The 21,767-nt window shown below is 60.9% G+C and carries 19 protein-coding genes and 1 pseudogene; 9 read left to right on the top strand and 11 right to left on the bottom strand.

Going from position 1 to position 21,767, the window contains the following annotated elements; genetic code table 11:
- Window positions 1-164 precede the first annotated feature (164 nt).
- Window positions 165-596, bottom strand: coding sequence for a nuclear transport factor 2 family protein (locus A8O26_RS22950; RefSeq protein WP_064120003.1), 432 nt, complete (start codon window positions 594-596; stop codon window positions 165-167).
- 472 nt (window positions 597-1,068) lie between these two features.
- Here A8O26_RS22950 and mqo point away from each other — a divergent pair, with 472 nt between their 5' ends.
- Window positions 1,069-2,715 (top strand): malate dehydrogenase (quinone), encoded by a 1,647-nt coding sequence (mqo, locus tag A8O26_RS22945; RefSeq protein ID WP_064120002.1) that lies wholly within the window; start codon window positions 1,069-1,071, stop codon window positions 2,713-2,715.
- 71 nt (window positions 2,716-2,786) lie between these two features.
- Here the strand turns inward: mqo and A8O26_RS22940 are convergent, their stop codons facing one another.
- A complete protein-coding gene (locus A8O26_RS22940; RefSeq protein WP_064120001.1) occupies window positions 2,787-3,209 on the bottom strand; it encodes a nuclear transport factor 2 family protein in 423 nt (140 codons plus the stop codon).
- Between the two features lie 563 nt (window positions 3,210-3,772).
- On the opposite strand from A8O26_RS22940, the gene A8O26_RS22935 reads away from it, so the two are divergent.
- Both A8O26_RS22935 and A8O26_RS22930 read left to right on the top strand, forming a co-directional pair.
- Window positions 3,773-4,984 carry a hypothetical protein gene (locus A8O26_RS22935; RefSeq protein WP_064120000.1) on the top strand — a complete coding sequence of 404 codons (1,212 nt, stop codon included), beginning with the start codon at window positions 3,773-3,775 and terminating at the stop codon, window positions 4,982-4,984.
- 31 nt (window positions 4,985-5,015) lie between these two features.
- On the top strand, window positions 5,016-5,651 hold the full coding sequence (locus A8O26_RS22930) for a Vgb family protein (RefSeq protein WP_064119999.1): 636 nt from the start codon (window positions 5,016-5,018) through the stop codon (window positions 5,649-5,651).
- A 102-nt stretch (window positions 5,652-5,753) separates the two neighbouring features.
- On the opposite strand, the gene A8O26_RS22925 is transcribed toward A8O26_RS22930, so the two are convergent.
- The 6 genes from A8O26_RS22925 to A8O26_RS22900 form a co-directional block, all read right to left on the bottom strand.
- Window positions 5,754-5,945, bottom strand: a complete 192-nt coding sequence (locus A8O26_RS22925) for a hypothetical protein (RefSeq protein ID WP_064119998.1) — start codon at window positions 5,943-5,945, stop codon at window positions 5,754-5,756.
- A 215-nt stretch (window positions 5,946-6,160) separates the two neighbouring features.
- On the bottom strand, window positions 6,161-7,549 hold the full coding sequence (locus tag A8O26_RS22920) for an amidohydrolase family protein (RefSeq protein WP_064119997.1): 1,389 nt from the start codon (window positions 7,547-7,549) through the stop codon (window positions 6,161-6,163).
- A gap of 13 nt (window positions 7,550-7,562) precedes the next feature.
- Window positions 7,563-8,930 (bottom strand): nucleobase:cation symporter-2 family protein, encoded by a 1,368-nt coding sequence (locus A8O26_RS22915; protein ID WP_064119996.1) that lies wholly within the window; start codon window positions 8,928-8,930, stop codon window positions 7,563-7,565.
- Window positions 8,931-9,181: 251 nt separating this feature from the next.
- Window positions 9,182-10,243 (bottom strand): CobW family GTP-binding protein, encoded by a 1,062-nt coding sequence (locus A8O26_RS22910; RefSeq protein WP_064119995.1) that lies wholly within the window; start codon window positions 10,241-10,243, stop codon window positions 9,182-9,184.
- Between the two features lie 73 nt (window positions 10,244-10,316).
- On the bottom strand, window positions 10,317-10,946 hold the full coding sequence (locus tag A8O26_RS22905) for a UbiX family flavin prenyltransferase (protein ID WP_064119994.1): 630 nt from the start codon (window positions 10,944-10,946) through the stop codon (window positions 10,317-10,319).
- Window positions 10,943-12,328, bottom strand: a complete 1,386-nt coding sequence (locus tag A8O26_RS22900) for a UbiD family decarboxylase (RefSeq protein WP_064120162.1) — start codon at window positions 12,326-12,328, stop codon at window positions 10,943-10,945. The genes A8O26_RS22905 and A8O26_RS22900 overlap by 4 nt, the downstream gene beginning before the upstream one ends.
- Window positions 12,329-12,449: 121 nt before the next feature.
- Here A8O26_RS22900 and A8O26_RS30360 point away from each other — a divergent pair.
- Window positions 12,450-12,560: pseudogene (locus A8O26_RS30360) on the top strand (metal ABC transporter ATP-binding protein); the annotation flags it as partial.
- A gap of 10 nt (window positions 12,561-12,570) precedes the next feature.
- On the opposite strand, the gene A8O26_RS22895 reads toward A8O26_RS30360, so the two are convergent.
- From A8O26_RS22895 to A8O26_RS22885, 3 genes are all read right to left on the bottom strand, one after another.
- Window positions 12,571-13,476 carry an amidohydrolase family protein gene (locus tag A8O26_RS22895; protein ID WP_008081961.1) on the bottom strand — a complete coding sequence of 302 codons (906 nt, stop codon included), beginning with the start codon at window positions 13,474-13,476 and terminating at the stop codon, window positions 12,571-12,573.
- Between the two features lie 4 nt (window positions 13,477-13,480).
- Window positions 13,481-14,410 (bottom strand): amidohydrolase family protein, encoded by a 930-nt coding sequence (locus A8O26_RS22890; RefSeq protein WP_008081962.1) that lies wholly within the window; start codon window positions 14,408-14,410, stop codon window positions 13,481-13,483.
- Between the two features lie 426 nt (window positions 14,411-14,836).
- Window positions 14,837-15,742 (bottom strand): LysR substrate-binding domain-containing protein, encoded by a 906-nt coding sequence (locus A8O26_RS22885; protein WP_064119993.1) that lies wholly within the window; start codon window positions 15,740-15,742, stop codon window positions 14,837-14,839.
- A 118-nt stretch (window positions 15,743-15,860) separates the two neighbouring features.
- On the opposite strand from A8O26_RS22885, the gene A8O26_RS22880 reads away from it, so the two are divergent.
- The 5 genes from A8O26_RS22880 to A8O26_RS22860 all read left to right on the top strand — a co-directional run bounded on the left by A8O26_RS22880 (window position 15,861) and on the right by A8O26_RS22860 (window position 21,520).
- Window positions 15,861-16,325: a (2Fe-2S)-binding protein gene (locus tag A8O26_RS22880; RefSeq protein ID WP_064119992.1), complete on the top strand. Its 465-nt coding sequence runs from the start codon at window positions 15,861-15,863 to the stop codon at window positions 16,323-16,325.
- Window positions 16,325-18,538, top strand: a complete 2,214-nt coding sequence (locus tag A8O26_RS22875) for a xanthine dehydrogenase family protein molybdopterin-binding subunit (RefSeq protein WP_064119991.1) — start codon at window positions 16,325-16,327, stop codon at window positions 18,536-18,538. Before A8O26_RS22880 ends, A8O26_RS22875 begins: the two co-directional genes overlap by 1 nt.
- Before the next feature lie 6 nt (window positions 18,539-18,544).
- Window positions 18,545-19,438: a LysR substrate-binding domain-containing protein gene (locus tag A8O26_RS22870; protein WP_064119990.1), complete on the top strand. Its 894-nt coding sequence runs from the start codon at window positions 18,545-18,547 to the stop codon at window positions 19,436-19,438.
- A gap of 188 nt (window positions 19,439-19,626) precedes the next feature.
- Window positions 19,627-21,123 carry a helix-turn-helix transcriptional regulator gene (locus A8O26_RS22865; protein WP_064119989.1) on the top strand — a complete coding sequence of 499 codons (1,497 nt, stop codon included), beginning with the start codon at window positions 19,627-19,629 and terminating at the stop codon, window positions 21,121-21,123.
- Window positions 21,124-21,262: 139 nt separating this feature from the next.
- Window positions 21,263-21,520 carry a DUF1652 domain-containing protein gene (locus tag A8O26_RS22860; RefSeq protein WP_064119988.1) on the top strand — a complete coding sequence of 86 codons (258 nt, stop codon included), beginning with the start codon at window positions 21,263-21,265 and terminating at the stop codon, window positions 21,518-21,520.
- The last annotated feature ends 247 nt before the right edge of the window (window positions 21,521-21,767 follow it).

Below are 21,767 nucleotides of genomic sequence, written 5' to 3'. Positions count from 1 at the left end.
GTCGTATTTATGCTGGCCGGGCTGCCGCTTTCGCGAGCAAGCTCGCTCCCACAGGTTTCATGGTGTGAATGCAATATTCGTTGCGCCACCGAACACTGTGGGAGCGAGCTTGCTCGCGAAGAGGTCAGTTCAGCCAACACTAATGCTGGATAAATTCACCGAAATCAAAACTTGAACGCCTGCCGCCCCACCAGCAACCATTTGCCATGCTGCTTCTGCCAGATCTGAAAGTTCTCGATCTCGGTCGGTATCACCTCAGTGCCCTTCAACGCCTGCGCGGAAAAGTGATGGCGCACCAGTGCGGTATCGCCGGACAGCGTGATGGTCTGATTCTGCATCTCTAACGTTTTGAACGCGCTCTTGCCGGTCTCGATGTCGGCAATGAATTCCTTCTTGTCCTGAATCTTGCCGCTGGAGTGGCCGTAAGTCAGGTTCGGTGCGGTGAGTGCGTTCAGTTCGGCGATGTCTTTGTGCAGCATTGCCTGGGTCAGATGATCAACCGCTTGGGCAACAGCTTTTTCCGCCGGAGCCGAGGCGGCCATGGCGTAGCCGCTGAAGGCGCAGAGAAAGCCGATAAGGAGTCTGGTTTTGGTCATGGAGGTTGTTTCCTTGTTGTTATGGGTGATGACTGGCGCTGTATTCATCAGTCATCGTACAACTTAGCAGGTAATCCAGAAATTAGGCACTCCCTGCAATCTTCAGGGTTCATGATCAGCCTTCACCGGCCGATAGTTTCCTGAGCGGAAAAAGACTCTCAAGTCGGGAACAGACGCGCGGGTTTGCCCTGACGTGATATTCTTCGCGCCAACTTGGTTTGACCTTATTCAGTTTGCTTGCCTTCGGGCGGGCCGACGGAATCCCTGTCGCTCAAGTAGCTGAAGCCAATAATGATAAAAAGTCAGTTCAGAAGGGACATTAACTGAGGTCGATGCAGCATGTCGGCCTTGTGTGCCCACCCGTCAAAATTGAAGTGTGCCGGAATCTGCGACGCGAGCCTGAGCGTCATCAAAGCGGATCGCATACAGATAACAGCGGCGGGCGGAAGGCGTTTTATCATAGGTGCAACAGATGTTTAAAAAAGTGAACACAGCCCTGCTGGGTCTGGCTTTGGCGATGGGGATGACATCCGCCAATGCTGACGAAGCAAAGAAAGTCGACGTCCTGCTGATCGGCGGCGGCATCATGAGCACCACCCTCGGTGTGTGGATCAATGAGCTGGAGCCAAGCTGGTCGATGGAAATGGTCGAGCGCCTCGACGGCGTCGCCCTGGAAAGCTCCAACGGCTGGAACAACGCCGGTACCGGTCACTCGGCTCTGGCTGAACTGAACTACACCCCGGAAGACGACAAAGGCAACGTGACGATCCCGAAAGCGGTCGAGATCAACGAAGCGTTCCAGGTCTCCCGTCAGTTCTGGGCCTGGCAGGTTCAGCAAGGCGTTCTGAAGAACCCTCGCTCGTTCATCAACACCACGCCGCACATGAGCTTCGTGTGGGGCGATGACAACATCAAGTTCCTGAAAAAGCGCTACGAAGCCCTGCAAGCGAGCCCGCTGTTTGCCGGCATGCAGTACTCCGAAGACCCGGCTGTGATCAAGAAGTGGGTCCCGCTGATGATGGAAGGGCGTGACCCGAACCAGAAAATCGCGGCCACCTGGAGCCCGCTGGGTACCGACATGAACTTCGGCGAAATCACCCGCCAGTTCGCCACGTACCTGCAGACCAAACCTAACTTCGATCTGAAACTGTCGAGCGAAGTCCAGGACATCACCAAGAATGCCGATGGCACTTGGCGCGTCAGCTACAAAAACCTGAAAGACGGCACTAAAACCGAAACCGACGCCAAGTTCGTGTTCATCGGCGCGGGCGGCGGTGCACTGCACCTGCTGCAGAAGTCGGGCATTCCTGAAGCCAAGGAATACGCTGGCTTCCCGGTAGGCGGCTCGTTCCTGGTGACCGATAACCCGGCCATCGCTGAACAGCACCTGGCCAAGGCCTACGGTAAAGCTTCGGTTGGCGCACCACCGATGTCCGTTCCGCACCTGGACACCCGTGTTCTGGACGGCAAACGCGTCATCCTGTTTGGCCCATTCGCGACCTTCAGCACCAAGTTCCTCAAAGAAGGCTCGTACCTGGACCTGCTGACCAGCACCACCACTCACAACATCTGGCCGATGACCAAGGTCGGCATCAAGGAATACCCGCTGGTCGAGTACCTTGCCGGTCAACTGATGCTGTCGGATGAAGACCGTCTGAACGCGCTGAAGGAATACTTCCCGAACGCCAAAGCCGAAGACTGGCGCCTGTGGCAAGCCGGCCAACGCGTGCAAATCATCAAGCGTGATGAAGCCGCTGGCGGCGTGCTGAAACTGGGCACCGAAATCGTTGCTGCACAAGACGGCTCCATCGCCGGCCTGCTGGGCGCATCGCCAGGCGCGTCGACCGCTGCACCGATCATGCTGAGCGTGCTGCAAAAAGTCTTCAAAGACAAAGTCGCAACCCCTGAGTGGCAAACCAAGCTGCACCAGATCGTGCCAAGCTACGGCACTCAGTTGAACAGCGATCCGGCCAAAGTGGCTGCAGAGTGGGCGTACACCGCCAAGATCCTCGAACTGCCGACACCTCCAGTGATCGGTCAGGCTGCTGCTCCGGCTGCACCTGCAGCTGAAAAAGCTGAAGCTCCGAAGGAAAACGCTGCACGTGACATGGCGCTGTAACTAGACGCCTGACACACAAAGCCCACTGAACCGGCGACGGTCAGTGGGCTTTTTTTGTGCCTGAATCAGGCTTAGGCCTTTGCCAGATACGCGCCAAGGCGCCGGCCCATTTCTTCGCCCAAGGCCTGCAACCCGCTCAGCGGCCGCACCATCACTTCAAACTCGACAATCTTGCCGCGCTCATCAAAGCGAATCATGTCGATACCTTTCAGCTCCTTCGAGCCCACCTTGGCGCTGAACTCCAGGATCACATTCAAGCCATCGGCAGTCGCCAGTTCACGGTGGTACTTGAAGTCTTCAAACACCTCAAACACGGTATTGAGAATCATCGACACCACCGGCGCACCCGGGTACGGCGTATGCGCCATCGGCGAGCGGAACACGGCTTGCGGATCAAGCAATGAGGGCAGTGTGCTCAAATTGCCGGTGTGGATCATTTCGTGCCATTGCTTCAGGGATGCGGCGACGTTGGGTTGCAGGTTCAGATCGGTCATGTTCACTCCGCGATGTTGTTGGTCTTCTGGCGTCGGCAATGACTCTAGATCAATCTCGGCGAAAGGTAACCATTGTGCGTCGAGCTGAATATCGGCCCATGGCCGGTGCAGATCAGATGCGCATCTGATCCGTATTTTTTCCTCTTATCTGACGCTGTTACCGGCGCAGCCAAACGCTCAAAATGCCCCGGCAGTGCGGTCACTCTCGACAGTTCTTCATTTCGAAGCGTTCAGTGCACCGCAAACCCGGCATTGAGGAGAGCAACATGAACAAAATGGCGATTTTCCTGGGTGGCTTTCTGACACTGACCATTCTGATTGGCCTGCTCGCGACGATTTCTCCGGTCTGAGATATGGCCACAAGATGATGTCCGGGGTGTTGCGCGCGAATCGTGTTTGTACGCCGCGCCATTCCCCCTCGAAATAAATGTCATCCATGGCCCAAGCGAATTCGTGCCCTCGCACTTTGCGTTTTTCATCCCCTGTCAAATGCGCTGCGACGTCGACCGCCATTCCAGGTATTAGACTCACCTGACGATTCAGTTGTCGGGGATGAATGAGCCATGGATTCGCTGATCAACGCCGCCGGCCGCGCGCTGTCCGCCGGTGACCCGCTGGGTGCGTTGAACTACGTCGCCCTGCGTGAAGACCCGCCGGCGCTGGCCCTGCGCGCAATCGCCATGGCTCAACTGGGTGATCTGTCCCGCGCCAAGGCGTTGTTGCAGCGGGCAGTAAAGGCGTTTGGCAGCAATGAGCCGCTGTCGCGGGCACGTTGTGTGGTCGCCGAGGCCGAGGTGGCGCTGGCGGCGCGGGATCTGGGCTGGCCGGTGAAGGTGCTGGAGGCGGCGCGGCGGCTGTTGCACGATCACGGTGACGGCGTGAACGCGGCGCACGCGCGTTATTTGCAGATTCGCCGATTGCTGTTGATCGGCGGGCTGGAGGAGGCCGAAACGTTGCTGGGTCAAACTGACCCGGCGCCGTTGCCGCCGGCGCTGCGTACTGCTCATGAGTTGATCGCCGCCGAAATCGCGGTGCGCCGGGTCCAGGCGCACAGGGCCAGCGCGGCGCTGGCTCGGGCGCAGGCTGCGGCGCAACAGGCCGGGATCGCCGCACTGAGCGCCGAGGTCGATCACGCCAGTCACCTGCTCGCTGCGCCGGCAGCGCGGTTGATCGTTGCCGGTCAGGCGCAATCTGTGAATCTGGCGCAGGTTGAAGCGCTATTCAACTCGTCGACGCTGATCGTCGATGCCTGCCGCTATAGCGTGCGCGGCGCTGGCATGACGGTGGCGCTGGCCACGCGGCCGGTGCTGTTCCATCTTGCGCGGTTACTCGCGCAAGCCTGGCCGGGCGATGTAGCGCGTGAAACGCTGTTCGCCCAAGCCTTCCGTTTGCCCCTGACGGATGAATCACACCGGGCTCGCCTGCGCGTCGAAATTGGCCGCTTGCGTGCAGCGCTGGCGCCGCTGGCGAACATCAGCGCGACGCCAAAGGGCTTTGCGCTGATGGCCGAGGACGTGGCACTGCTGACACTGCCGGTCGAGGACAAGTACGCGGCATTGCTGGCCTTGCTCGCCGACGGCGAGGCCTGGTCAAGTTCAGCGTTGGCACTGGCTTTGGGCAACAGCCAGCGCCAGGTGCAACGCGCCTTGGACGTTCTGGCGCACGCCGACAAAGTGCAGGCGTTCGGCGTCGGCCGGGCGCGGCGCTGGCTGACGCCGCCGGTGCCGGGTTTCGCGACGATCTTGTTACTCCCGGTGTCGCTGGGCAATGGCTAGGCTGGCCCCACACATCCACGAGGAAGCCCCCATGAAACACGCAAATGCAGAAGTCCTTCGCGAGTACGGCCCGTTTGATGGCATCACCGGCATTCACGGCGTGACGTTCGATGGCCGGAAGGTCTGGTTCGCCAGCGACGGTCAGCTCAACGCACTGGACCCGGCCAGTGGCGAAACCGTCCGTACGATCAAGGTTGGCGCCGACGGCGGCACCGCTTTCGACGGCAAACACCTGTACCAGATTGCCGACCGCCACATCCACAAAATCGACCCGACCACCGGGCACGTCCTCCACACCATCCCGGCACCGGGTAATGGCGGTGACTCAGGCATGGCCTGGGCGGAGGGCTCGTTATGGGTGGGGCAATATCGCGAGCGCAAGATTCATCAAGTTGATCCGCAGACCGGCGAGATCCTGCGCACGCTGGAGTCGAACCGCTTCGTCACCGGGGTGACCTGGGTGGATGGCGGGTTGTGGCATGGCACCTGGGAGGCGGATGAGAGTGAACTGCGGCATATCGATGCGCAGGATGGCAAGGTGCTCGAGTCACTGAAGATGCCGGCGGGGCAGGGTGTTTCCGGGCTGGAGTCGGACGGTGCGGATCGCTTTTATTGCGGTGGTGGCGACAGTGGGCGGGTGAGGGTGGTGCGCCGGCCCAGGTTGTAAGGTGACTGCATGGGCCTCTTCGCGAGCAGGCTCGCTCCCACAGGGTATGAAGTGTTCACCCTCAATCACTGTGGGAGCGAGCTTGCTCGCGAAAACGCAGTATCAGCCACCGCCATTCCGACGACGTTCGACGCCCTCCGGATTGCCGATGTCCAGCAGCCTTCTTTCCACCAGGACGTTCTCAAGGGCCTGACGCTCGACCGGCGCCATTTGGTGCTCACGTTTTTTCAGCTCCAGCAGAATCGGGCTGGACCAGGTGCGGTAGGTCTGTTCGATGTTGCGACGCGACGTCATCAGTCTCTCCTTGATCAAGAGCCCGGTGTTGCGGGCAGGGGCTCAATCCGATGAGGTATTAACGTTAGACGACAAAGCCGGAAGTCGCGAATGCGGCGGCTTTATGTGGGAGCGAGCCTGCTCGCGAAAGCGTTGGATCAGTCAATGTTGCAGTGTCTGACAGTATGCCTTCGCGAGCAGGCTCGCTCTCACATTGAAGTTGTGGTGGATCGGAATCAGTCGTCAACGTCCATCAACTGTTGCACACCTTCCCACGCTTCGGCGCGCATGCGTTCGATGTCCAGCCCCGGAATCACACCGTTATCGACGACCACACGGCCGGCGACAAGGCTGTATTTCACCGTGATCGGTTCGCCCGCCACCACCGGTGCAACGGCGCGGTCGTGGAAGCCGTAGAAGCGTGGATGGTCGAGGCTGTAGATCACCAGGTCCGCCGCTTGCCCGACTTCGAGCGTGCCGACCGCGCCAAGGCCGAGCACCTGCGCGCCTCCCGCTGTGCCCCAGTGGATGACGTCTTCAGCGGTGGTCGCCGATGCGCCTTGTTCGGCGCGATGGATCAGCCACGCGGTGTTGGCCTCGCCGACCATGCTCCCGGATTCGTTCGACGCCACGCCATCGACGCCAAGGGAAATCGGCACACCTGCCTCGTACATCTGCGGCACCGGCGCCACGCCGCTGCCCAACCGGGCATTGCTCACCGGGCAATGGGAGATGCCGGTGCCGGTTTGCGCGAGCATGCGGATTTCGCCGGGTTGCAGGTGCACGGCGTGGGCGAACCAGACGTCGGGGCCGAGCCATTCGTGTTCGGCGACGAATTCCACCGGCAGGCAGTTGTATTTTTCGCGGCAGAAATTCACGTAGTTCTGCGTTTCCGACAAATGTGTGTGCAGGCGCAAACCGAGGCTGCGTGCGGTGTGGGCGAGTTCGCGCAGCAGCGTTGGCGGCAGCGAGAAGGTCGGCGTAGTTGGGGCGACAACTACGCGGCGCATCGCGTCCGGGGTGTCCTGGTGATACAGCGATTTCAGCCGTTCAATATCGCCGACCATTTGCTCGAGGCTTTCCGGTTGCAGCGCGGTTTTCGAGAAGCCCGGATGCGCGCTTGCCGATTCCAGCGCACCGCCACGGCACAGCACAAAGCGCAGGCCGAATTCATCGGCCATGTCGAACAGCAAGTCGCCGGTCTCGGTGCTGCCGTGGGCGTGATAGAGGTAATGGTGATCGGCGCAGGTGGTGACGCCGGACAGCAGCAATTCGACCATGCCCAGCCGTGCAGCAATCCGCGCCAGTTGTGGGGTAAAGCGGTTGAGGCGCGGGTAGGGCACGCTGGCCAGCCAGCCTTGCAGATCCTGATTCAGACCTGCGGGCACGGCTTTGAGCAAGTTCTGGAACAGGTGATGGTGGGTGTTGATCCAGCCCGGATAGACCACGCAGTTGCGCGCGTCGATCACCCGTTCGCCGGGTTGCGCTTGCAGGTCGGCGGCCAATTCGGCGATGCGACCGTCGACCACGCGGATGTCCACCGCGCCGGCCCGCGCGCGAGGGCCGCGCAGGCCGGTCATCACCGCGACCGGGTTTTTGATCAGGATGTTCTGAAGTTGAGTCATGGGCAGCTCCAAACTAAAGGATGTGCGAGGCGGATTTGCTGGCGGTGGTTTCCGGCACGCTGACGCCATTCAGCGCGGCGTTGAGCAGCACCGACACCAGGCAAGCGATAACCACGCTGCTGTGCAGGAACGGCTGCGACCACTCGGGGAGTTGTTTGAACAAGGTCGGGGCGAGCACCGGCACCAGCGCGGCGGCGATGGTGAAACCGACGATCAGCACGTTGTAGCGATTGCGCTCGTAATCGACTTTGGCGAGGGTCTGAATGCCCGCCGCCGCGACCACGCCGAACATCGCGATGCCGGCGCCACCGAGGGCGGCAGTCGGCATCGATGCGATGATCGCGCCGGCCTTCGGCACCAAGGCAATCGAGCACATCAGCAAGCCGCTGACCGCGACCACCCAACGGCTGCGCACGCCGGTGAGGATCACCAGGCCGACGTTTTCCATGAAGGCGATAAACGGGAACGCGGCGAACATCCCGGCGATGGTGCTGGCCAAACCATTGGCGCGCAGACCGTTGATGACCTGTTTGTCCTCGACCGGTTTTTCGACGATGTCGCCGATGGCCACGAACAGCCCCATCGACTCGACCATCTGCACGATCATCACCACCACCATGGTCGCGATGGGGATCAGGCTGAAGGTCGGCAAGCCGAAATAAAACGGGTAGGGCACGGTCAGCCACGGCGCTTCTTCGACGCTGTGAAAACTGCCCATGCCCAGGCCGTACGCCAGACCGGCGCCAACCAGCATCCCGATCAACACCGCCATGTTGCGCAGCATCGGGCTGCCATAACGGTTGACCAGCAGAATCGTCAGCAGCACCACCACGGCCACGCCGAGGAATGCCGGCGCGCCAAAGTTGCTCGCGTTGCGCCCGCCGCCGACCCATTCATAAGCAATCGGGAACAGTTGCAGACCAATCACGGTGACGATGCAACCGGTGACCACGGGCGGGAAGAATCGCCGCAATCGCCCGACGAAGGGCGCCATCAGCATGGTGAAAATCCCCGCGCCGATCACCGCCCCGCAGACTCCGGCGAACCCCACCTCCGGGTTGCTGCCGATGGCGATCACCGGGCCGACGCTGCTGAACGCCACGCCTTGCAGAATTGGCAAGCGCACGCCGAATTTCCAGAAGCCGACGGTTTGCAGGAGGGTGGCGATGCCCGAGCAGAACAGCGTGGTGCTGATCAACACCACTGTGTCGGCGTGGGACATTTTCAGGGCACTGGCGACAATCAACGGCACGGCGATGGCGCCGATGTACGAGACGGCCATGTGTTGCAGGCCGAGGGTGAGCATCTGTCGTACCGGCAGAATGCGGTCGACGGGGTGCACGGTGGTGGCGGATTTGGTTGGGGATGTGGCTGACGACATGGGGAAACACCTCTGGCTGTTTTTATGCGGTAGAGAGGGGTATTCGTCTGATGCCGATCAGCTCAAGGACACAGTGGAACCCTGTGGGAGCGAGCTTGCTCGCGAAGGCGATATGTCAGTCAACTGAGAGGTTGAATGTGACGGCCTCTTCGCGAGCAAGCTCGCTCCCACAGGGACTTGTGCAGCCCCAAGTGGCGAACATCAGTCATTCGTGCTGCGAAGCCGCCATCCACCGGCTCCGATGCCTTGTTTCAGCCTGCCAGGCAGGCGGCGAAGCCCTGGTTCAGCGCCGCGCGGTCCAGGTCGCGGCCGATGAAGACGATCTTGCTCGAACGGGGCTCCGTGCCCCACGCGGTCGAGGCGCGAAATTCCACCAGGCTGTGCACGCCTTGCAGCACGTAGCGCTGGTCTTCGTTGGCCACCGCGAGCACGCCTTTCATGCGATAGAGGTTGTCGGCCTGAGAGGAACGCAGTTCGCTGATCCAGCGATGGAACGCCATCAGGTTGACCGCGCCGTCCACGGCGATGCCTACCGATGACACGCTTGGGTCGTGTTGGTGATCCTGCTCTTCAATAGAGTGCTCAGCGTGATGCTCATGGTCGTGATGATCGTGATCGTGCTGATCCGCGCCGATTTCCATGAGCTTCTGCGTGCATTCGAAGGCACCGATACCGAGGATTTTCGTCAGGTCGATTTGCGCATGGGTCGAGGTCACCAGATCTGCCGTGGCGTTCAATCCACGGATCTTGCCGCGCAGGGTTTCAACCTCTTCAGCGCTGACCAGATCGACCTTGTTGATGACGATCCGGTCGGCACAAACAATCTGATCCACCGCCTGATTATCGACGCCGTCCAGTTGCAGATCCTCCAGATGCTGGGCGATGTGCTTGGCGTCGACCATGGTCACGATCGCGTCGAGTTCGACTTCCTCGGCAATCGGATCGTTGATGAAGAAGCTCTGCGCCACCGGGTACGGATCGGCCAGGCCGCTGGTTTCGATCAGGATGTGATCGAGGCGCACCGGGCGCGCGACCAGCTCGCGAACGATGCGCACCAGGTCCTCGCGAACCTCGGCGGTGCAGCACACGCAGCCGTTGACCATCTCGTAGATTTCCTCGGTCTCGGAGCTGAGCACCAGATCGCCGTCGATGCCGACCTCGCCGAACTCGTTTTCGATCACGGCGATTTTACGGCCGTGGTTTTCCTTGAGGATGTAATTGAGCAGGGTGGTTTTACCGGCACCGAGGAAACCGGTGAGGATGGTCACGGGGATTTTGGTGTTGCGGGTTGGGGCGTTGAAGGAAGTGTTCATCTAAAGCTCCTCAGGTACTTTTTGTCGGAGTGAGATCAAATGTGGGAGCGAGCTTGCTCGCGAAGGCGGTGTGTCATTTAGCGCGGAGGGTGGCTGACCCACCGCATTCGCGAGCAAGCTCGCTCCCACAGGATGCTTGGTGTTCCCTCCATCGTTGTGCGGTGCCAGAGTCGAGACCAAACAGGTCGAGCACGCGACCAAGGCTGTGGTCGACCATTTGCCCGAGGTTTTCCGGGCGGGCGTAGAACGCCGGTACTGGCGGGGCGATGATTCCGCCCATCTCGGTGACGGCGGTCATGTTGCGCAGGTGGGCGAGGGTCAACGGAGTTTCCCGGGCCATCAGCACCAGCGTGCGGCGCTCCTTGAGCGTGACGTCTGCAGCGCGGCCGATCAGCCCCGATGAGGTGCCGGTGGCGATCTCTGCCAGCGTCCTCATCGAACACGGTGCAACCACCATCCCGAGGCAGCGAAACGATCCGCTGGCGATCCCGGCGGCGACGTCATCGGCGCGGAGGTAGTGGCTGGCCAGCGCGGTGACGTCAGCCAGTTTGTAGTCCGTCTCGTGAGCCATGGTCAGCAACGCGGCGCGACTGATGATCAGGTGGCTTTCGATGTTCAGCTCGGCGAGCAATTGCAGGAGTCGCACGCCGTAGATAAACCCGGACGCGCCGCTGATGCCGACCACCAGCCGTTGCCGGTTCACGCTTCAAGCCCTTTGAGCAAAACCCGCGCGCGCTCCAGAACTTCCTGATCGAGCTGCGCCTTGATCCCGTCGAAGCCCGAACCGCGAGTGGCATCCAGGCCCATCCGCGAAGTGGTGCCATTGACCGACGACGATGGATCGAGCGGACTGCCGGGCAAGCCATCGATGGTGAAAATATCCAGGTGCGGCTGGAAGTGCGTGGCCAGTGCCCACAACACCTGGCTGTCGTCACTGATGTCGATATCGCTGTCCACCGCGATCACGGTTTTCAGGTACGGATCCCAGCCGAGCAGCGCCAGCATGATCTGCCGCGCCTCGCCGTCGCGGCTCTGGTCCAGCGCCACATAGCAGTGAAAGTGCGTGCCGGAATTGGGGTAATGCACGGCGGTGACGGCGGGGAAACGCGCCTTGAGCTTCTCGCTCATTTCCGCTTCGCGCGGCAGACGGGCGAGGGTCAGGTGTTCGGCGTAGCGACCGCCCATGACGTCGACCAGCCAGGCGTCTTTGCGCTTTAACAAGGTGTCGACGCGCAGCACGTTGTTGGTCGAACGATCCGAGGAATAACCGCTGAATTCGCCGAACGGCCCTTCCTCGGCGTAGGCCGCAGGGTCAATCGCGCCTTCCAGAACAAACTCGGCATACGCTGGCACACCGATGCCGTAGCGCGGCGTTTTCACCAGCTCCAGCGGCGCGCCGAACAGCCCACCCGCGACGGCGCGCTCATCGGCGCCATAGGGCAAGCGTGCAGCGGCGGCGAGCATGAATAAAGGATGCGCGCCGACCACCATGGCCACACGCAATTCTTCGCCACGTTCGCGCGCGGTTTGCAGCATCCGCCACAGGTGGCCGCGTGAGTGCAGGCTGGTAGCGAGGGCCTGGCGGGCGTGGCGCATCGAGCGGTGATAGCTCATGTTGGCGATGCCGGTCAGCGGGTCTTCGGCCACGATGATCGCGTTGGTGATGTACGGGCCGCGATCGCTGTCGAAATGCTTGAGCATCGGCAGCAGCGCCAGGTCCAGCGCTTCGCCTTCGAAGACTTCATCGAGGATCGGGCCGCTTTCTACATAACGCGGGGCGATGGGCTGGTTCGCACGGGTCTGGAAGGTTTCGTGTAGCTGCGCAGGCGTTACGCCGAACAGTCGGGCGATACGGGTGCGGGAAGCGAACAGATTGGTCGCCACCGGCACGCCGAGGTTGCCGACGTTTTCGCAGATCAGCAGTGGATCGCGGCCCTGGGCGGCGAGGGCATCGACCAGGGCGGTGACGTCCTGATCGGCAGAAATCGGGTGAGTGACGGTCAGCACATCGTCCGGGTACTCACGGCGATAGGCGTCGATGAACACGTGAAAGTCCTGAGAATCGCCGAGCGTCGAACGGGTCATGGTGTCACCTCGTAAAAAGCAGGCACGCAGGGGTGAGAGGCGTTCGCGCGGCCAGCCGTTGGCCTGCCGGACGAACGAACGCCGGGTCATCTTTGTGCCTGTAAAGTCGCTGTGCTTTTAAATCCTGGCAACGAACCCTGTGGGAGCGAGCTTGCTCGCGAAGGCATTGGTTCAGTCACCATCGTTGTTGAATGACACACCGCATTCGCGAGCAAGCTCGCTCCCACAGGTTATGTGTATGGCTACAGGTACGTGGTGGTCAGGCGTATGTCGGCTTCGGCCAGGTCTTTGGGCGGTGGCGTCGGTTCGATCCCGCACAACCGGGCGATGTTGTTGCCCAGGTAGTCCTCGAGATGATCCTCATCAATCCCCAAACCCTGCGGTGCCGGCGAGCACAACACCTCAAGTTCCCTCAGCCACATCCCTGGCTCGTTCGGCGGCGAATCCGTGCCAAACACGATCTTGTTGCGCGGCAGTTCCTTGGCGAATTCGACGATCCGCGACTGGAAGCACCAGCCCGATTCGCAGTACACGTTCGGCGTGTCCATCGCCATCCAGAACGCTTCGAACGAGTAGTTGCCGCCGGTCTGGATACCGAAGTGGCCGATGATGAAATTGACCATCGGAAACTCGCGGATGATCGGGTAGAACATCGTCGGAATCGTGTACGGGCCGTCGCCGGTGTGGATCAGCACGACGATGTTGTACTTGGCGCAGACCTTCATCGCCGGGCGCAACCAGTCGAGTGCGCGATCCGGACGATAGCCGTGCATGTTGGCGTGCAGTTTGAGCATCTTGAAGCCGTATTCCTTGATGTGGAATTCCAGCTCCGCTGCACCGTTTTCCGGTCCCCAGCGTGGGTTGAAGTTGAAGTTGCCGATGAAGCGATCCGGGTACTTCATGCACAGTTCGGCGATGTATGACATGTAGTCGCGTACGCCTTCGCGGCCCCGACGGTTGCCGTCGCGATAACCGGTGTTGCCCGGTGGCGGCTGGATGAAACCCATGTCGATGCGGCGTGGCTTGCCGTTGATCATGTACGGGCCGTCCATCAACTTGAGCATGCGCTCGCCGGTGAACGGTTCGCCGGTGTGGCGCCAGGCCTCATCGACCAGATTTGTCGGGTGCAGATGGGTGTCGATGATCATCGGTTCAGCTCCTGGCCAGTTGAGTGGTGACGGGGCGCTTGAGTTGCGCCTCTGCTTCGGAAACGGAACGGGGTGGCGGGGTCGGTTCGAGGCCGATCATCCGCGCGGTGTTGTTGCCCAAATAGTCTTCGAGGGTGTCCTCGTCGAGGTTCAGGCCCTGCGGCGGTTCGTGGCAGAGCACCTCAAGCAAGCGCAGCCACATGCCCGGTTCGTTCGGCGGCGTGTCGGTGCCGAAGAGGATTTTGTGCGTCGGCAAGACCTTGGCGAACTCGACGATCCGCGATTGCAGACACCAGCCGGATTCACAGTAGACGTTGGGCAATTCCATCGCCCATTGCATCGGTTCGAACACGTAGACGCCGCCGGTCTGCACACCGAAGTGGGCCATGATGAAATTGACGTTAGGGAATTCCTTGATCATCGGCACCCATTCCGACGGGATGCTGTAAGGCCCGTCGCCGGTGTGCAGCTTGACCGGAATGCCCAGCTCGGCGCATTTCTCAAAGCATGGGCGTACCCAGTCGAGGGCGCGGTCAGGACGGTAGGCGTGCATGTTGGCCTGCATCTGCACCATGCCGAAACCGTGTTCCTTGACGTAGCGCTCGATCGCTTCGACGCCATTTTCCACGCCGCAGCGCGGGTTGTAGACGAAGCAACCGATGAAACGATCCGGGTAGGTCTGGACCATTTTCAGGGTGTAGGCCATGTAGGCGTCGATGGATTCACGGCCGGTCAGGTCGCCGTCGGTCCAGGTGTAAATCGTGTTGCCCTGCGGCGGCTGGATGAAGGCTTTGTCAATGCGGCGAGGCTTGCCGTTGACCATGTACGGGCCATCCATCATCTCCAGCAGACGCTCGCCGGTGAACGGGTCACCGTCATGCCTCCAGGCGAGGTCCACGAGATCCGTGGGATAGCAGCTGATATCGATGATCATTGCAGTCGATCTCCTGATTGCGGGGAAGGGAGCCTTGCGGCTCTCGGCATCCACGTCCCGGGCAATCGGCCGTTTCTATGCGCAAGACTCGCGCATTCCCTCGCCTGTTCGCATCCGGCCCGGGTGGGTGGCTGCTGAGGGCGAGTATTGGAAGGCGGGGTTGGGTTCGTACAATATTAATTGGACGGGGTGGTGATACTTGGGCGATATGGACTGTGTATTTAGATCCCGGTGCTGGATCAAGAGCCCCTCACCCCAGCCCTCTCCCGGAGGGAGAGGGGGTCGACCGAGGTGTCTTGTGCCTGACATCGACCTGAAAGATCGAGTCGATTATGGATTCAAAGCAGTAGGTGCACGTCGGTGTACTTCGTCAATATCCCACGGTCAGTCCCCTCTACCTCTGGGCGGTCCGACGTTTTGGGAGGGTTAGGGTGAGGGCGGGATTTCAAGCGTACGCAAAGCCAACTGCCTGATCACTTCAACCACCGGCGCCACACGCTCAGCCTGCCCATGCGGCCACACCGCGTAAAGGTTGTAATGCGCGGCAATCTGCGCCTCGTTCAACGCCACCAACCGCCCACTGCGCAAGGCATCGGCGGCCAGTAATCCGCGCACCAGTCCCGCGCCGACACCAGCCTCGGCAGCCGCAATCAAATTCGCCGCATTATCAAAAATCACCCGCGCCGGCGGTTCGGTCGGTGTCATCCCGGCGGCATCCAGCCACGGAATCCACGAGCGCCGCGTATAGCCCAACAATGGCAACTGCAGAATCTGCGCCGGGCTCAACGGCACCTGCAATCCGTGTTGCGCCAGCAGTTCAGGCGAAGCCACCGCCAGCACCCGATCGCCACAGATCTGCGTCATCTCGCAGTCATCCCAATCGCCATAGCCGTAGCGCAACGCCAGATCCACCCGCTCAAACGTGCTGCGATCACTGCGCGGCATCGACAGCAGCGTCACCTCGTAATCCGGCAGCCCATCGAGCAACTGCGGCAAGCGCGGGTTGAGCCAGCTCTGCGCCAGTTCACTGTCGACATCCAAGGTCAAACGCTGCGCCACGCTACGGTTTTTCACCGACGAGAGCGCCCGATCAATTTGCGCCAGACCATCCGACAGTACACTGGCAAACAACTGCCCGGCATCGGTCAGGTTGCTGCCGCCACCTTCACGCACGAACAGCGGCTGACCGATGAAATCCTCCAGTGCGCGAATCTGCTGGCTGATCGCGCTGTGGGTCAGATCCAGTTTGCGCGCAGCGCTGGAGAAGCTGCCGCTGCGCGCCGCGTGGATAAACGCGCTCATGGACTGCACCGACGGGTATCGCTTGTACATGTTGTTAGTCCTGCTTACAGCGGTTGGCAGAAATCGTCGCTGGCCGGGTTTTGCTCGGGGTTCCAATAATCGGTCACCAGGCCCGCACAAAGACGGGCCGCTCTTTTGGAGCCTGACAATGATTGCATTCACGGTTAACGGCGAACGACGCGAGCTGGATGAAGCGTCCTCCTCCATGCCCTTGTTATGGGTCTTGCGTGATCAACTGAAACTCACCGGCACCAAGTTTGGTTGCGGCATGGGCCTGTGCGGTGCTTGCACCGTGCACCTGGACGGCGTCGCGGTGCGTTCCTGCCAGTTGCCGGCGGCCGCCGTCGCGGGCCACAGCATCACCACCATCGAAGGTTTGTCGCCAACGCAAAACCATCCGCTGCAACTGGCCTGGGTCGCCGAAGATGTGCCGCAATGCGGCTACTGTCAATCCGGGCAGATCATGTCCGCCGCCGCGTTGCTCAACACCGGTGCAGCGGTGACCGATGATTCGATCCGCAATGCCATGTCCGGGAATATCTGCCGCTGCGGCACTTACGGGCGCATCAACAAAGCGATCAAACGTGCGGCGAATGCGCCGAAGGAGGCCTGATGAGCCTCATCGACGACACCCGCATCGAACTGCCGCGGCGGGTATTTCTCAAGCAAGCGGCGACCGTTGCTTCGGGTCTGGCGATTGCCCTGTATCTGCCGGGCAGCATGGCAGCCACTGACCCTAAAGCCCCAGCGCCGGCCAGCGAATTCGAGCCGAATGCCTGGGTGCGCATCTTTCCCGACGGCACGGTGAAACTGGTGGTGCACAAGCACGATTCCGGCACCGGCACGCACACCGCGCTGGCCGCGTGCGTGGCGGAAGAATTGGACGTCAACCCGCTGACCGTGCAGGTGATCACCCCGGAAGATCCGTTCTTCGAAACCTACATTCACCCGGTCTGGAAAGTCTTCTCCACGGGCGGCAGCACCAGCGTTTCCCTTGAATACGATCGCTTGCGCATGGCCGGTGCCACGGCGCGTGCGCTGTTGATTAGCGCTGCAGCGAAACAGTGGAAAGTCAGCCCCGACAGTTGCACCACCGAGGAAGGCCGGGTCGTGCACGCAGCCAGCAAGCGCAGCCTCGGTTACGGCGAACTGGTCGGCGTCGCGGCGAATCTGCCCGCCCCGACAAACGTCACGCTGAAGGATCCGGCGCAGTTCAAATACATCGGCAAGCTGCGCCACAAACGTGATGCGGCGGCCAAGGTGTGCGGGCGTTTCAAGTACAGCATCGACGTGCAATTGCCGGACATGCTGGTGGCGGTGATTCAGCGTGCGCCGGTGGTTGGCGCGAAAGTGCTCAGCGTCGATTCGGCGGCGGCGTTACAGGTCCCGGGTGTGCGCAAGGTGCTGGCGATTCCGGGTCGTGCCGATGTACTCGGCGGCAATCTGGAAGGCGTTGCGGTGCTGGCGGATACCTTTTGGGCGGCGCAGCAGGGCCGTAAAGTGCTGGACATCAAATGGAGCGATTCACCTTTGGCCGGTTTCGACAGCGAGCAGTTATTCAGCGCTCAAGCCAAAGCCATCGGCGATCCAACAGCACAAACCGTCAAAGCCATGACCCACGGTGATGTTGCCGGGCAATGGGCGGGTGCGGCGAAGCTGATCGAAGCCGATTACACCATGCCCTACAAGGTGCAAAACCCGCTGGAACCGATCTGCATCACCGCGCAGGTCAAGGACAAGGCAATCACTTGGTGGGGCGGCGTGCAGGTGCCGTCCTCGGCGCTGGAAGCGGCGCAAACCGTGTGCGGGATCGACAAGGCCAATGTGACCATTCATGAGTTGGTGTCGGGCGGCAGCTTCGGTGCGCGCGAGGCCAAATACTGGTTGTTCGAAGTCGCGTATCTGGCGCAGAAAACCGGCGTGCCGGTGAAGTTGCTCAACAGTCGTGAAGACGAAATGCACGCGCTGTTCAATCATCCGGCGACGTTGCATCGGGTCAAAGGCGCGCTCGACGAGCAAGGCAAACTCAGCGCGCTGCAACTGCACGCGGTGTCGCCGGCCTCGCCGGAACAGTGGGAGCCGGGCTATTTCGAACGTCCGGATAAAATGGATTACAGCACTACCGAGGCGATCACCGCGTGGGACTTCGCCTATCGTCCGCCGCATCTGCAGCTGAATTGGGTCAAGCACGAAAGCAATGTGCCAAGCGGCTGGTATCGTTCGGTGAGCTTCATCCCCAACGTGTTTGCCGTCGAGAGCTTCATGGATGAACTGGCGCATGCGGCCGGTGCAGATCCATTGGCGTTCAGGCTGGCCAACATGCAGGAAAGACCCCGCCATGTGGCGGTGCTCAAGCAAGCTGCCGAACGCGCCGGTTGGGGCAAACCATTGCCGCCGGGCACGGCGCTGGGGATCGCGACCAATCAGGGTTACACCAGTTTTATCGCCGTGGTCGCGCGCGTGGTGACGGTCGACGGCAAGGCGAAAGTCGAGAAACTCACCTGCGTGGTCGATTGCGGTTTGGCGGTGTCGCCGGGCGGTGTCGAGGAACAGATCTACGGCGGCCTGATGTGGGGCTTTGGTCACGCGTTGTTCGACCGGCTCGACATCAAACAGGGCAGGGTGGTGCAGAGCAACTTTCACGACTATCGCGTCACGCGCATGTCCGACATGCCGGCCACCGACATCCTCGTACTTGACGGCGAGCCGAGCAAACCCGGTGGCGTCGGCGAGTTGGGCAGTCCGTCAGTGGTGCCGGCCATCGCCAACGCGCTGTTCGCGCTGACCGGCGTGCGCCAGCGTTCGACGCCACTGAACCTGGGGTAAATCGCCATGGACTTGCGTCTGCTCCGCTACTTCATGGCACTCGCCGATGAGTTGCATTTCGGTCGCGCCGCCGAACGCCTGCACATCTGCCAGCCACCGCTGAGCCAGCAGATTCGTTTGCTGGAGGAGGAACTGGGCACGCCGCTGTTCGAGCGCAGCCATCATCGGGTCGAGCTGACAGCGGCGGGGCAGATGCTCAAGGAGCAGGCGCCGCTGGTGTTCGAACAGCTCGAGCGGGCGCTGGACCTGACGCGGCAAACCGGGCGCGGTCTGCTCGGCGAACTGGAAATCGGCATGATCAGCTCGGTGATGGTCGGCGTGCTGCCCAAGGCCTTGCACCTGTTTCGCGAGCGCTATCCGCAGGTCAATTGGCGCTTGCACGAGATGACCCCGGCGGCGCAAGTCAAGGCGTTGAAGGAGAAGCGCATCGATGCCTGTGTGTTTCGCGTGGGCTATGACGATCCGCAGTTGCGCAATGAGTTGCTGATCTATGAGCCGATACACGTGGTGATGCCGGCGGATCATCCGCTGGCTGACCGCGAGGTGCTGGCGCCGGCGGATCTGGCCCGCGAACCGTTTGTCGCGCTGGAACTGAAGCAGTCGCGGTTTGCCAACTTCCTTTATCAATGCTGCATACAGGCCGGGTTCACCCCGCAGATTCGCCAGCAGGTGATCGAGGTGCAGACCTTGTTGAGTCTGGTGCGCGCCGGGTTTGGCGTGGCGCTGTTACCGGCGTCCATTGAGCAATTGGCGCCGGCGGGGCTGGTGTTCCGGCGCTTGACCCCGGCGCTGCCGGAAGTGCCGTTGTATGCCACTTATCGCGCGGATGATGCTTCGCCGGTGCTCAAGCTGTTTCTCGATACACTGCGTGAACTCATCGAACACCCAAGCCAACACTGAATCCTGTGGGAGCGAGCTTGCTCGCGAAGGCATAGTGTCAGTCGAAAAATGATCTGAATGAAGTACCGCATTCGCGAGCAAGCTCGCTCCCACAGGGGATTTGCGTTGTTGCAAGAATTTAACGCTGGCACGATCGCAAGCGCGTGCGGTCGTACTCTTCACATGGGCGTATCACTTGTGGAGATCCAATGAGCCAGGAAGTCCTGACCACCGAAACCAACCGCCGCCAGTTGCAGCAGATCATCGCCGGGCTGTCCGACGGGGTGATTTTGCTGGAGCTGGATCAGAGCATCCTCTGGGCCAACGAAGCCGCGCTGGCCATGCACGGTGTCAGCCGGATCACCGATCTGGGCCACAATGCCGACGAATACGCTAAAAAGTTCAACCTGCGCTATCGCAATAATCACTCGATCAGCGCCGAAAACTACCCGATCAGCCGCGTGGCGCGTTGTGAGAGCTTCAGTGACGTGCTGATCGAAGTGTCGCCGATCGACGACCCCGAGCGCATCTGGGTGCACAGCGTGCGCAGCATGATCCTCACCGATCGCGAAGGGCAGCCCGAATCGCTGGTGCTGATCATGAGCGACGTTACCGACTGGGCCAATGCCGAGCAGCGCTTTGAAAGAACGTTCAACGCCAACCCGGCACCGGCGGTTATCTGTCGTCTCAGCGACCTGCGCTACATCAAAGTCAATCCGGGATTTCTGGAGATGACCGGCTACACCCGTGAGCAAGTGATTGGCACGTCCTCTTATGAAATCGACATTTTCGAGCAGGCCGAACACCGGGATCTGGCCATTCAGCGCCTGCGTGACGTGGCGACCATCCCGCAGATGCAGGCCGAACTGCGCCTGCCCGATGGCGGCAGCAAGCAGGTGATCGTGGCCGGTCAGCCGCTGACCCTCAACGATGAAGATTGCATGCTGTTTTCCTTCGTCGACATGGAACTGCGGCACAAGGCCGAGGTGGCGCTGCGCCAGAGCGAGGAGCGGTTTGCCAAGGCGTTTCGCCTGACGCCGGTGCCGATCCTGATTTGCAGTGCCGATGAGCAGCAGGTGATCGACGTCAATCAGGCGTTCCTCGAAACCCTGGCCTATGACAGCGAGGACGTGCTCGGCAAGACCGTGACGCAACTGGACTTCGTCAGTGACAAAGGGGCACGTGCACGGTTACTGACGGCCCTGCAACACAGCGGGCGGGTTGATCGGGTTGACGTGCAGGTGCGCAGGAAGGACGGCGATGTGCTGGAGTGCGCATTGTCCGCCGACACCGTGAATATTCAAGACATGCCGTGTTATTTGCTGGTGTTGATGGACATCACCGAGCGCAAGCGAACCGAACTTGAGCTGGTGGCGGCGATTGAGGAGGTGATGAAAGACGCTTCCTGGTTCAGTCGCACGCTGATCGAAAAGCTGGCCAATGTGAAGAAGGTCAATTCGCCGCAATTGCCCAGCGTGTCGTTCACCGATCTGACGGCGCGCGAGCGTGATGTGTTGGGGTTGATCTGCGAGGGGCTGGCCGACAAGGAGATCGCGGCGCGGCTGAAACTGGCGCCGAACACGGTGCGCAATCATGTGGCGACGGTGTATTCCAAGCTGGATGTGCACAGCCGCAGTGAGGCGATTGTCTGGGCGCGGGAGCGGGGATTGTTTTCCGGCGGAGCGGAGGGCAAGGGGCAGCGGTAGAGGGTGCAAATGCACTAGTGCGCTTGGTGCAATTTGAGGTGTTGATGCCGGGCGACTGTTCTTAGTCTGGTGGGGTGCGGTGCGAGCCTTTTCAGGTTTGTGATCGCGTCCCTTCGAAGTTGCTAAAGGAACAACCGCAATGATGAATCTTGCGCAGTTGCGCGCGCAGCTTGAGCGCAGTTTTTCGCCGCTGGCGTGTGAGTGTCTGGTGGATGGTGACCATTCGCTGACCGTGAAGCTGTATCACCCGGTGTCGGGGCAGGTGGATCTGGTGATCAGTGGGTTGAAGCTTGATGCGTTGCGTACGCCGGAGTCGGTTGATGCTTTGATTGACGAGTTGCGGTATGAGTTGGAGAGTAATTCTTTGCGTTCGTCCCTGGATCCGGATTTGGTTTAGGGCTTTTAGGCTTGGCGGCCTGTGGGCCGACCATGCTTTGGGTTGTTAGGGGTACATATCCGTTTTTTTGGGTGCTTCGGATTACGGTTCCGCCCTTACGGCGGGTCACTTTTTCCAGACGCCGAAAAAGTAACCAAAACGCTTTGCCCTGGCGTTCGGCCCGCTCGCTGGGGCTCGGGGTTCCTTCGCTCCGGGATCGATCCGGGCGCATCGCCTCCGGTTTGCTGCGCTGCACCTCCTCTCGATG

This window comes from Pseudomonas fluorescens, from assembly GCF_001648775.1.
Classification (GTDB): domain Bacteria; phylum Pseudomonadota; class Gammaproteobacteria; order Pseudomonadales; family Pseudomonadaceae; genus Aquipseudomonas; species Aquipseudomonas fluorescens_M.
This window is presented reverse-complemented; position numbering and strand designations above follow the sequence as displayed.